An 11,406-nucleotide genomic window follows, 5' to 3' on the forward strand; every position below is an offset into this window, starting at 1 on the left:
CGGAGATGGCACTCAGACGCGGTTTATACCGGACATTTCTGTATGGGGTTCTGGTTATCGGTTCCCTGATCTGTTTGTTTCCCTTCTACTGGCTTCTGCGCAGCTCGCTGATGGATTTGAGCCAGATTTTCGTGGTACCGCCCAAATGGATTCCGTCGCCGTTCAACTTTGATAATTTCAGACAGCCTTTCGAGGTGCTGTCGTTTGAGCGTTATTTTCTGAATACCTTTATCGTGGTGGGCGGCGTTCTGGCCGGGGTACTGCTCTCAAGCACCATCTCCGCCTACAGCTTTGCACGGATGAAATGGACGGGGAGGGACAAGATGTTCGCTCTTCTGCTGAGCAGCATGATGCTGCCCTTTGCGGTGACGCTGATTCCGTCCTTCATTGGCTGGCAGGCGCTGGGTCTTGTAAATTCGTATGCACCGCTCATTGTGCCGGCTTTTTTTGGCGGCGGGGCGTTCAATATCTTCCTGCTGCGCCAGTTTTATATGTCGATCCCCAAGGAACTGGATGAAGCCGTATTCGTCGACGGGGGTTCGCATTTCACAATCTTCAGCAGGATCATTCTGCCGCTTTCCCGTTCTGCCGTGCTTGTTATCGGTTTATTTTCCTTCCTGGGGACATGGAACGATTTTCTGGGGCCGCTCGTTTACCTGAATGATGAAGTGAAGTTTACGCTTGCACTTGGGCTTCAGCAGTTCCGGGGCATGTACAATGCGGAATGGGGGGTTCTGATGGCGGCCTCGCTGCTGGTGCTGCTCCCTGCGCTGATTGTATTTGCGATTGGGCAGCGTTATTTTATGGAAGGAATCGCGTTGACCGGGATTAAAGGATAATGGATGCAACACAGCTTGTGATGGCCGCTGTTTGGGGGAAATTAGGACTGGGTATAATCTCTTATAAATAGATGATCAATTTATGAGGGAGCAGAAGCCGCGATGGATAGAAATCATACGATGATGCAATTTTTCGAGTGGCATGTCGAGTCCGACGGCAAGCATTGGAACCGGCTCAAGGAGCTTGCCCCCAAGCTGAAGGAGCGGGGGATCGATTCGGTCTGGATCCCTCCTGTAACCAAAGGAACCTCCGTCAACGATACGGGGTACGCGGTATATGATTTGTACGATCTGGGAGAGTTTGACCAGAAAGGGACGGTCCGCACGAAATATGGTACGAAGCAGGAGCTGCTGGAAGCTATTTCGGTCTGCAGGGACCACGGCATCGCCATCTATCTGGATTTGGTGATGAATCATAAAGCGGGCGCCGATGAGAAGGAAGTGTTCCAGGTGATTGAGGTCGATCCCAACGACAGGTTGAAGGAAATCTCGAAGCCCTTCGACATCGAAGGCTGGACGAAATTCACCTTCCCGGGCCGGGGGGACAAATACTCCTCCTTCAAGTGGAGCTTCGAGCACTTCAACGGGACGGACTATGATGCCAAGGCCAACCGGTCGGGCATATTCCGGATCACCGGCGAGAATAAGGTATGGAATCATAACGTCGACGATGCCTTCGGCAATTATGATTATTTGATGTTTGCCAACATTGATTACAACCATCAGGCAGTCAGGAACGAGATGATTTCCTGGGGCAGGTGGCTGGCGAATGAACTGAAGTGCAGCGGGTACCGGCTGGATGCGATCAAGCATATCGACCGCAATTTTGTAAAGGAATTTGTGGAGCAAATGAAACAGGAGCATGGGGAGTCTTTTTACGTGGTGGGCGAGTTCTGGAACTCCGATCCCGGCGCCTGCCAGGAATTTCTTGAAGAAGTGAACCATGGGCTTGACTTGTTTGATGTCTGTCTGCACTACAAGCTTTTTGAAGCCTCGCGGGCCAAGGGCGAATTTGATTTGACCAAAATCTTCGAGAATTCGCTGGTGGCCACTCATCCGCTTAACGCGGTGACGTTCGTCGATAACCATGATTCCCAGCCCAATGAAGCGCTGGAATCATGGGTCGAGGACTGGTTCAAGCAGATCGCCTATTCCCTGGTGCTGCTGCGGAAGGATGGCTATCCGTGCGTGTTCTATGGCGATTATTTCAAAATCGGCGGGGATGAGACGATCGAAGGGAAGAAGGAGGCGATCGATCCTCTTCTGTATGCCCGTTACCATAAAGCGTACGGGGAACAAAAGGATTATTTTGACGATCCACATGTTGTGGGCTGGGTGCGGATGGGCGTGAGTGAATTTGCCGGCTCAGGCTGCGCCGTCGTCATCTCCAATAAAGCGGAAGCATTCAAACGGATGTTTGTCGGTGAGCGCCGCGCCGGCGAGATATGGGTAGATCTGACCAATACGCGGAAGGATCATATTGCCATTGAGCAGGATGGAAATGCGAATTTTCCGGTGAATGGGGAAAGTGTTTCGGTGTGGGGACTTCCGGAAGTGCCGGTTAAATAAAGCTGAAGATTACACAGGCAGCGGCCTTCTCCATGTGGAGAGGGCCGCTGTTTGCGTGCGATTGGATTATGTCGGGGACCTGCCTGATATTAATCGCTAATCAATGCGGAGACGTTTCGCTGCATGTGCAGTCTGCTTTTGAAGCGGCAGCGCAGGAGTCTTTCAAGTCCTGCTTATCATTCGGGAGTTCGACCCACCGGGAAGCCCAGGTGGATATTACGGTGAAGAGCGGCGCAAGGGCATAACCTTTATCCGTTAATTTATATTCAATCCGAACGGGTGTTTCAGGATAAACATCACGACGTATAATGCCTTCAGCCTCAAGCTCCTTCAGCCGGTCCGAGAGGACCTTCCCACTCAAATTCGTGACCGAGTTCTCAAGATTGACAAAGCGGTGCGGGCCGGAAAGCAGCTGATAGACGATCATGGCATTCCATCGTTTGCTTAACAGCTCAATGGCCTTTGCGAACCGGGGACATTCCTGCTGATCTATCATCTTCATCACCTCATCTGACTTTCATTATACCTCTTTGAACCCTGAAATAAATAAACCTGCGTATTTTAAATCAAAAATTTGACGAACTACACTTATTTAAATATACTTAATTACATAAAGTAAGTAAATAGCAGGTTAGTAAGAAAAAATCTTCTGATAAAAATGGAGGGCTTCCAAGATGATACCGTCCCTGTTTATTAACCATGGTTCGCCCCTTATGGCGCTGCAGGAATCCGATTATACCCGTTTTCTTGAAGAAACGGGAAGAAGATTCACGCCCAAGGCAATCGTTGTATTCAGTGCCCATTGGGAGGAGCGGGTTACGACCATCTCCTTTGCGGAAGGACCGCTTGCGACCATTTATGATTTTGGCGGATTTCCCGATGAGCTGTACCGCCTGACCTATCCGGCCCCCGGGGACCCTGAGCTGGCTGCGAGGATTGAGCAGATGTACAGCGGGCATGGCATTCAGACCAGAAGAGACGATAAGCGCGGGCTGGATCACGGCTCATGGATCATGCTCCGCTATATGTATCCGGAAGCCAATATTCCGGTTGTGACGATCTCGGTGAATCCTTTTCAGACGGCTGCCGAGCAGTTCCGGATCGGCGAAGCGCTGAGAGGTCTTGGCGAAGAGAATATTCTGGTTATTGGCAGCGGCACGACGGTGCATAATTTTAATTATATTAAATTCGGCCAAACGGATGCCGAGCCCTGGGCGGAGCAGTTCGATGACTGGCTGATTGATAAAGTTGAGCGGCGCGACCTTGAATCGCTGTTCCACTATGCGGAGCTTGCGCCTTATGCTTCGCGCGCGGTTCCAAGGGCCGAGCATTTTATTCCCCTTCTTCAGGCGATGGGCAGCGCGGACAGCTCGAACGCGGTCCAGCCTGTTCTGCTGTACCGGGGCTATCAGTTCGGCACATTCAGTTATACCTGTTTTGAGTTTTAAGAAGGAGCAGACGGTTTGAAAATGGGACCAGTCACCCAGGAGGCGTTAGCTGCCGCCTTGGGACGACTGGTCTTTTGCATGCCAGTGATTAATGGCAGACCATAAACTTTAGGATTGCCCCAGTGTAATCCTAAACAAGGTAGGCTAGTATGAATGAAAGGGCATTTCCCAATTAATTCCCTGTGATAAAATAGCCTTGTACAAGTTGGAGGACACTCATAAAGGGAAGGTGAATTATGCTGCGTGTACTGATTGTCGATGACGAGTTTGAGATCCGTGAAGGTTTGCGTAAGCGCTTTCCTTGGAACAGCTTTGGTATTGATGAGGTGTATGCCGCCGATGATGGAGATACGGCTCTGGCCCTTGCTCTGGAGAAGCGGCCGGAGCTGATTGTGACCGATATTAAGATGAACCGGTTATCCGGTCTCGATTTTCTCCGCTCTCTCTCCGAAAAAGGCGAATATGCCTGGAAGGCGATTGTCGTCAGCGGATACGATGATTTCGAACTGGTCAAGCAGGCTATGCAGATCGGGGCCATGGACTATATTCTGAAGCCGATTAATACCGAAGAGCTGGGTCAGCTTACGCGCAAGGCTATCGATCTGATCCACAAGGAACAGCTCGACCGGCATAATCAGCTGCTGCTGCGGAATCAGGTGCAGTACGCCGTACCCAAGATGCGCGAGGAGCTGTTCCGGGAATTGATCGGCCATGATTATGATCCTTACCGCGAAACGCGTATGCAGCACCGTCTTCAGACTCTGCAGCTGGAATGGGCGGCGCAGCATCCGCTGCAGCTGATGCTGCTGGAGGCGGATGATCTGAAGGCCATCGGCAACCGCAAAGGATACCGGAGCGAGAAGGAGCTTGTCGTCTTCGGGATCGGCAATGTTGTAAACCAGACGCTGGAGGAGGATTTTCCGTATCCATTCGCGCTGTTCACCGATACGCAAAGCCGCTGGGTTGTGCTGCTCAGCTGCGCCGATGCAGAGCAGACGCCAAGAGGCAGGGAACTGGCCCTGACCTGCATCAAGCGGATTAACGAATTCGTCAAGGTGAAGGCCAGCGTCAGCATATGCGCGTCCCCAAAAACATTGAAGCATGTTCATGAGATGTTTATGGAAGCCTCTGATATGCTGGAACAGAAGGCGGTTTACGGCGGCAACCGCCTGTTCACGGAGCAGGGGTTCTGTATGGAATCCGAACGGGAAGACCTTTCGCTCAGGGAGCTCGATGAAGTGCTAGATTTGGTCAAATACGGCACGGATGCGGAGATTTCGGTGGTCATGGACCGCTTTGTGGAGATGGTACAGGCCTGGGGGCTGATACAGGTAAGGGATATCCAGCAGCGGATCTTCGAATGGCTGTTCGAGGTATTCAAGCGTGCGGCCGCTGCCGGCTGGCAGAATAAAAGCTGGGGCAAAAACCCGATCACCCTGTGGGAGCAGCTGGAACAGTATGATACCCTTCATTCGCTGCGTGTGCAGACGGAGACCTTCCTGCTTGAGATTGCCGGGGATTTCCGCAAGCTCTCGTCCAATCCCTGCCAAATTGTAAGCGAGGCCGAGAAGATTCTCCACAAGCAGTTTGCCGATGGCCCCACGTTGCAGAGCGTGGCTGCAGAGGTGCATGTCACGCCTGTCTGGCTGAGCAAGCTGTTCCGGAAAGAAAAGCAGAAGACGTTCCTTGAATATTTGACGGATATCCGGATGGAGCAGGCCAAGGAGATGCTGAGCGACGTGAGGTTTAAGGTGTATCAGATTTCCTACCAGGTCGGCTACAAGGACCCGGTGCATTTCTCCAAGCTGTTCAAGAAGCAGGTGGGCTGTACGCCCAAGGAATACCGCAGGCAGAAGGGAATAGCCGATGAGTAAGACTTATATGCGTTTGGCCTACTCTTTCCGGAACCGGATGATTATTATCTTTTTCGCTATTATTATCGTTCCGTTCCTGCTGTTTGCCTACTACGCGCATATCAAGTCAATCGAGGGTATCTCCAATGCGAATTCGACGTTCTCCATGAGCTATTTGCAGCAGGCCAAGACGAATTTTGAAGCCTATCTCCATGAACTGAATGATCAGATCAATGCTCTGATCGGCAACAAGGACCTTCAGCAGGCGCTGGAGCAGATGCCGGGTACCACGGTTCATGAAGAGGATTTTACCGTTAGCATGGTCTCCACGTTATATAAGAACACGCCGCTGATCGACGCGCTTCGTGTGCGCGTATATCCGCTGGATCCTTCCCGGTACCCCACTTATATGAGTACGATTGGGGAATCCGATCAATTGGGCAGGGAGGACTGGTTCATCCAGTCCAAAATGGAAACGCTGCCAAGATGGCATCTGTTTATGCCTCAGAAGGGACGTTATGCAAGGCCGCTGCTCTCCTATATCAAGCGGTTCTCCGGCTTGTACGACCAGAAGGCGCGGGGCATCATTGTGGCTGATTTGTCAGAGAACCAGCTGCAGCGCTTCTTCACCCCTTCAGAGAAGATGAAAGGGCAAAAATTTCTCGTTCTGGATGAGATGGGAGAAGTGCTGTATGATTCCTCCAACAATGCCTGGACAGGCAGTCCCATTCCATCCGACAGTTTTCCGGCATGGACGGGGCAGGCAGCGGAAGGCTCGAAGACAATCGACATCGGCGGGGATGCCCATCTGGTCACCTATGTCAGGATGGACAGCGAGCCTTGGCTCATCGTCAGCCTGACGCCGCTGCACACCCTCATCGGTCCGATTAATGAGCTGAACCGGCTGCTTGTCCTGTTTCTGGTTATTTATCTTTTATGCTGCCTGGGGGTTGTCATGTACATTACGCTGTATTTCACACAGCCTATTGCCAAGCTGGTGCGTCATATGCGCAGGCTGGAGACAGGCGATTTCCGTTTTCTCTTCCCCTGGTCGGACAGACGGGACGAAATCGGCTGGCTGTACCGCGGCTTCGGCAGCATGAGCCGCAAAATCGAAGGGCTCATCGAACAGGCATCCCGGTCGGAGCGGAATAAGAAGGAGCTCGAATTTCAGGTGCTCAGCCACCAGATCAATCCCCATTTTCTGTACAACACGCTGGAGTCGATCAGATGGAAGGCCGAGAATCATGGACGAAGCGATATCAGCGAGATGGTCTCGGCCCTTGGCAACCTGCTGCGCCTGAGCTTGAATGGGGGCAAGGACATTACAACGGTCGCCCGCGAGCTTGAGCAGGTGAAGGCTTATGTGCAGATTGAACAGGCCCGGATGGGGAAGCCGGTGCGTATGCTGGTTGCTTTTGACGAGGATATACTTGATCTGCCGTTTCTGCGTCTCCTGCTGCAGCCGCTCGTGGAGAATGCAATCCAGCACAGCATCCGCGAGAATTTCGAGAAAGGCAAAATATTCATCTCCGGCTATCGGGAAGAGGAGAATCTGGTGATTGAGATTTCTGATAACGGCAGGGGAATTCCGCAGGAGGTGCTGGACCGTCTGGACAAGGATTCCGGTTCCGGAGACAGGCGCGAAGGAGGGCATCGGGGTGTGGGACTGCGAAACGTCAATGACCGGCTCAAGCTGTACTTTGGCGACGCCTGCAAGCTGATCATTGAGACAGGGCCAGGCATGGGCACGAAGATTGTGATCCGGCATCCCATCCTGAGCAGCGAGTCCGGGCAGGGAGGTGCAGCATGATGAAGCCGCTGCTTGTCTGCCTGCTGCTGGCAATGATGTTAATCTCATGCCAGATGAGCGATAAGTCGGCGCTGCAAACCCGTTCAAACGGGCAGCTTCCTCTTGCCGAGCAGGAGGTGACCCTCAAGCTTTATTTCAGCGGAGACAAGAAGTCCGCGACCGACGAGGTTTGGTCAGCCATTAGCGACTATGTCAGGGGCAAGGGGCTGAATGTGAAGTTCAACGTTTATTTTATTCCCGTCGGCGATTACCGCGACAAGATGCTCGTGATGTCCGCTGCTGGCGACCGGTGGGATATGAATTTTGACGCGGATTGGCTGTCCTACAAGCAGATGGCGGCGAAGGGGGCCTACATGCCGCTGAACGATCTGCTTCCTAAGTATGCTCCTCATCTGTACAAGAAATATCAGGAGCTGGGCACGCTCTCAGCTGCCACCGTGGATGGCAGCATTGTGGGTCTCCCATGGACAATGAAGATGAACCAGCGGCCTTATGCGCAGTGGCGTTCAGACAAGACGAAGGAAGCCGGGCTTAACCCGGAGCCCCACTCCATTCAAACGATCGAAGAGGTGGATGCGTTCCTGCATGCGCTCAAAGAAGCCTATCCCAATGAAAAGCTGACCCGCACCCTGCCAATGCCGCTTTTTCAGCTGCGCGACGAATGGGTGGATCTGGGCTTTCATGGCATGGGCTTTTATCTGAATGATCCGCTGGTTCAGATCAAGCCGCTTGAGCAGCAGCCTTTCTTCATGGAAGCGGCCATCATGGCCAGAGAGTGGTATACCGCCGGAATTATCAATAAGGATATCATGTTCGACAAGGAAGACGGAGCGGCGGTTTGGCGCAGCGGCCATATGTATTTCACCCTGCAGTCGCATGAATGGGTCCTCGCGAACCAGGGTTTTGCCGACAGCTCGTTCACCCAGGAGAGCTCCCTGCTGTACCCGGACAAGAAATTCGTTAACAGGACGCCGCTTGCTAACGTCATTGCCATCAACAGGAATTCGGCTCATGCCGATCGTGTGCTGAGATTTCTGGATATGCTGGAGACGGATCAGACGCTGTACGATCTGGTGCAATACGGCATAGAAGGAAAAACCTATGTACGGGATGGCCATTCGGCACTTTACCCGGAGGGACTTGATACGACGACAAGCAATTATATGGAGTGGGGAGGACAATGGGCGCTGTGGAAGCCCGGGTTCATGCGCGAGAATCCCACCTACGGCAAGGATTTCTGGACGAATGAGGCTGAATTTGCCAATGCGCCCAACAATGTAGATTCACCTGTTGACGGGCTGTTTATTTCGGAGGACAGAATCAAGAGCGAGCTGGAGCGGCGAGACCGGACTATAGAGGAGCTGGATGGGAATATTGAGTCCGGGATGAACCAGAATCCTGAAGTAGCGGTGAAGGATTATATCCGGATTCAAAAAAATAACGGTTTGGATGTCATTCTCAAGGAAGCGCAGAGGCAAATCGATGCCTATTTAGAAAATAAGAAAGGTTAAAAGCTGACCTGACCTTTTCTGATATCTTTGGGGAGCGATTCTCGGCGGGATAGGAGTTGCTTAGCTGCTCCTAGTTTATTTAAACCGACGTGGGCAGGAGGCTACGGTAAAGATAATCGCCCTGTCTTTTTGGAAAAGGACAGGGCGTTGTATTAAACAGCAAAAATCTTCCCGGTCCGGCTGATGAGGGCGGCATCGGGAAGATTTTTTTGCTTTATTTGCGGATCAGGATGGTTTCGGCACGGCAGTGTGGGGCTTTGGCTCCACTGTTTCCGTATCAGCTGCCGCTGGCTTGGGCGCCGAGCTGCGGAGCGGCAATTCCTTCATGAATATGACCAGCACCAGGGCGATCCCGACCAGAACGGTGCCGGATATGAAGACCGTCGTCAGCGAGCTTCGCAGCGCATGGCGGAGCATATCAATCAGCTGGGTAACCAGCGGCTGCAGGTCCTGAGGGAGACTTGCCTGAAGCTGCTCGAGCTGTGGTTTATCCAGCAGGATTTGCGGATTTTGCAGAGGCGCCAATTTACTGAGCACCGCCGGATCCACATTCGACAAGTCCGGTCCCTGCGGGGCTGCAGCTTTAATATTGCTCGCAAGTCTGGAAGTCATAATCGATCCCATCACGGCAATACCGATGGTGCCGCCCATGTTGCGGAAGAGCTGAGAAGCAGCTGTAACAACACCGATCTCCGTTGGCTTCACGGCATTTTGCGCGGCCAATGTGAAGACTGGCATACCAAACCCGAGACCCATACCGAAGAACACCATAATGGCAACCGCCACAGGCACGCTGTTCATGAAGGCCATCATTAGCATACCCGCAGACATAATAGCCATCCCGATAAGGGCGAACCTTTTGTATTTTCCGGATTTCGTAATCCATCTGCCCGTCAGGGTACTGAGAATAATCATGCTGATGGACATGGGCATGGTCACATAACCCGAATACGTTGGGGATATGCCTTCAACGCCCTGCACGAAGAAAGGAAGATAAATCAAGGCTCCGAGCATGCCGGCATTCATCATGAATCCGGCTACGCTGGCTATCGTTACAACGCTGTTGCGGAACAGGGACAAAGGCAGAACCGGATTTTTCACTTTTCGTTCAATAAGAATGAAAATGATCAGGCTCACCAGGGTAACGGCGAACAATCCAATCGTCTGTTCCGAGCCCCAGGCATATTTGGTGCCGGCCCACGAGAAGCCCAGCAGCAGCGGCACGATGGTCAGGGTCAGGAATAAGGAACCCCAATAGTCAATGGTCTGATTGAATTTGCGAACAGGTTTCGGGAATAAAATCATGATCAGGACCAGGGCAATAATGCCGATAGGAAGGAAAATCCAGAAGATCCATTCCCAATCCATATGGTCGACCATCCAACCGCCAAGCGACGGTCCGATAACACTGGAGAAGCCGAAAATCGCCATCAGCAGTCCCGTCCATTTGGCCCGTTCCCGCGGAGCGAACAAGTCGCCCACAGCGGAGATGGCGCTTGCCATAATAATACCGCTGCCCACCCCTTGAAGCCCGCGATACGTGATCATCTGCGAAATGTTGGCAGAGGTTCCGCACAGAAACGCCCCGATCATAAACAAAATGATACCGACGATTAGGAACGGCTTGCGCCCGTAAATATCGGACAGCTTTCCGACCAGAGCCGTCGATATGGTGGAGGTCAGCATATAGATGGTGACGACCCATGTGTAGCTGTTCATGCCGTTCAATAGAGCGGCGATGCGCGGCATTGCCGTGCTGACAATCGTCTGGTTAATCGCTGCGAAGAACATTGCGGCCATAATGGCGATCATAATCGTAACTTTTTGTTTACCGGTCAAGTGTTCCATTACTTTGCTCACAACCCCTTTTCTGTCGTATTTAAAGTCTCAATCATTTGCGTAAAGATCCGCTTCAAATGGGCGACGTCCTCGGAATCAAGCTGGTCAACCAGTCTGCTGTACAGCAGCACCTGTTTTTCCGATAGTGTTTCCATTAACGCTTTGCCGCTATCCGTAATATTCAGATAGACGACCCGGCGGTCATCCAGATCCCGGTTACGGTCTATATATCCCCGCTCAATCAGCTTGTCGGAGATCCCCGTAATGGCTCCGGATGTCACATGCAGACATTCTGCGAGGTCGGCCATTTTCTGGGGGCCCCTTAAATTCAGCATATATAACATCCGAAAATGGGATAAGGAAACAAGGCTCTCCGTCTGTTTATTCCATTCCTCGGTTACTTTTTTCGCTAATGTTTTGAACAGACCATGGATTTCCATCGCGTGTTCATTCAGCGGCATTTTCGGCACCTCCTGAATCTTCCATTACCCCTTCACTATACTAGTAAAAAATATAATAGAATATAATTTAGAT

At 52.0% G+C, this 11,406-nt stretch carries 9 protein-coding genes; 6 read left to right on the forward strand and 3 right to left on the reverse strand.

The features are described from left to right. Nucleotides 1-5 precede the first annotated feature (5 nt). Both AC0YNV_RS30460 and AC0YNV_RS30465 read left to right on the forward strand, forming a co-directional pair. On the forward strand, nucleotides 6-839 hold the full coding sequence (locus AC0YNV_RS30460; protein WP_475771381.1) for a carbohydrate ABC transporter permease: 834 nt from the start codon (nucleotides 6-8) through the stop codon (nucleotides 837-839). Between the two features lie 102 nt (nucleotides 840-941). Continuing rightward, nucleotides 942-2,408, forward strand: a complete 1,467-nt coding sequence (locus AC0YNV_RS30465) for an alpha-amylase (protein ID WP_210044902.1) — start codon at nucleotides 942-944, stop codon at nucleotides 2,406-2,408. 100 nt (nucleotides 2,409-2,508) lie between these two features. Here the strand turns inward: AC0YNV_RS30465 and AC0YNV_RS30470 are convergent, their stop codons facing one another. Further along, complete coding sequence (locus AC0YNV_RS30470) at nucleotides 2,509-2,904, reverse strand: winged helix-turn-helix transcriptional regulator (protein ID WP_475771382.1); 396 nt, start codon at nucleotides 2,902-2,904, stop codon at nucleotides 2,509-2,511. Nucleotides 2,905-3,082: 178 nt separating this feature from the next. On the opposite strand from AC0YNV_RS30470, the gene AC0YNV_RS30475 reads away from it, so the two are divergent. From AC0YNV_RS30475 to AC0YNV_RS30490, 4 genes are all read left to right on the forward strand, one after another. Next, the gene (locus AC0YNV_RS30475; protein WP_475771383.1) at nucleotides 3,083-3,856 is read left to right on the forward strand and encodes a DODA-type extradiol aromatic ring-opening family dioxygenase; all 774 of its coding nucleotides are present in this window, start codon (nucleotides 3,083-3,085) and stop codon (nucleotides 3,854-3,856) included. A gap of 236 nt (nucleotides 3,857-4,092) precedes the next feature. Beyond that, entirely contained in the window at nucleotides 4,093-5,730 is a 1,638-nt protein-coding gene (locus tag AC0YNV_RS30480; protein ID WP_475771384.1) for a response regulator, read from the forward strand. Further along, the gene (locus AC0YNV_RS30485; RefSeq protein WP_475771385.1) at nucleotides 5,723-7,522 is read left to right on the forward strand and encodes a sensor histidine kinase; all 1,800 of its coding nucleotides are present in this window, start codon (nucleotides 5,723-5,725) and stop codon (nucleotides 7,520-7,522) included. The genes AC0YNV_RS30480 and AC0YNV_RS30485 overlap by 8 nt, the downstream gene beginning before the upstream one ends. Further along, nucleotides 7,519-9,033, forward strand: coding sequence for a DUF3502 domain-containing protein (locus AC0YNV_RS30490; protein WP_475771386.1), 1,515 nt, complete (start codon nucleotides 7,519-7,521; stop codon nucleotides 9,031-9,033). The genes AC0YNV_RS30485 and AC0YNV_RS30490 overlap by 4 nt, the downstream gene beginning before the upstream one ends. Nucleotides 9,034-9,258: 225 nt before the next feature. On the opposite strand, the gene AC0YNV_RS30495 is transcribed toward AC0YNV_RS30490, so the two are convergent. Together AC0YNV_RS30495 and AC0YNV_RS30500 are read right to left on the reverse strand one after the other, a co-directional pair. Further along, nucleotides 9,259-10,881, reverse strand: a complete 1,623-nt coding sequence (locus AC0YNV_RS30495; RefSeq protein ID WP_475771387.1) for an MDR family MFS transporter — start codon at nucleotides 10,879-10,881, stop codon at nucleotides 9,259-9,261. A gap of 8 nt (nucleotides 10,882-10,889) precedes the next feature. Continuing rightward, a complete protein-coding gene (locus tag AC0YNV_RS30500; protein ID WP_475771388.1) occupies nucleotides 10,890-11,333 on the reverse strand; it encodes a MarR family winged helix-turn-helix transcriptional regulator in 444 nt (147 codons plus the stop codon). Between the last annotated feature and the right edge of the window lie 73 nt (nucleotides 11,334-11,406).

It is taken from the genome of Paenibacillus sp. JT31N11 (assembly GCF_056269285.1).